The sequence below is a fragment of the Pseudocitrobacter sp. 73 genome (assembly GCF_008369545.1).
GTDB classification, from domain to species: domain Bacteria; phylum Pseudomonadota; class Gammaproteobacteria; order Enterobacterales; family Enterobacteriaceae; genus Pseudocitrobacter; species Pseudocitrobacter vendiensis.
In genome coordinates this window covers 152,895-153,348 of sequence record NZ_VTZO01000003.1, presented here as the reverse complement: position 1 = coordinate 153,348, position 454 = coordinate 152,895, and the positions used below count along the sequence as shown (strand labels likewise).

At 56.4% G+C, this 454-nt stretch carries 1 protein-coding gene; it reads right to left on the bottom strand.

Annotated features, from left to right (window positions below; all coding sequences use genetic code 11):
* Window positions 1-454 (bottom strand): hypothetical protein (locus F0Q32_RS26080; RefSeq protein WP_188016817.1); only part of this gene is annotated, 454 nt, incomplete at both ends.

Sequence of the window (454 nt, the reverse complement as noted above, 5' to 3'; positions counted from 1 at the left end):
CCGACAGCGACTCCGATTCGGACAGCGACTCTGATTCCGACAGCGACTCCGATTCCGACAGCGACTCTGATTCTGACAGCGATTCAGATTCCGACAGCGACTCGGATTCCGACAGCGACTCTGATTCCGACAGCGACTCCGATTCCGACAGCGACTCTGATTCTGACAGTGATTCAGATTCGGACAGCGACTCGGATTCTGACAGCGATTCAGATTCCGACAGCGACTCCGATTCGGACAGTGACTCCGATTCTGACAGTGACTCCGACTCTGACAGCGACTCCGACTCGGACAGCGACTCCGACTCGGACAGCGACTCCGATTCCGACAGCGACTCAGATTCCGACAGCGACTCAGATTCCGACAGCGATTCAGATTCCGACAGCGACTCCGATTCCGACAGTGACTCCGATTCGGACAGCGACTCAGATTCCGACAGCGATTCCGATTCGGA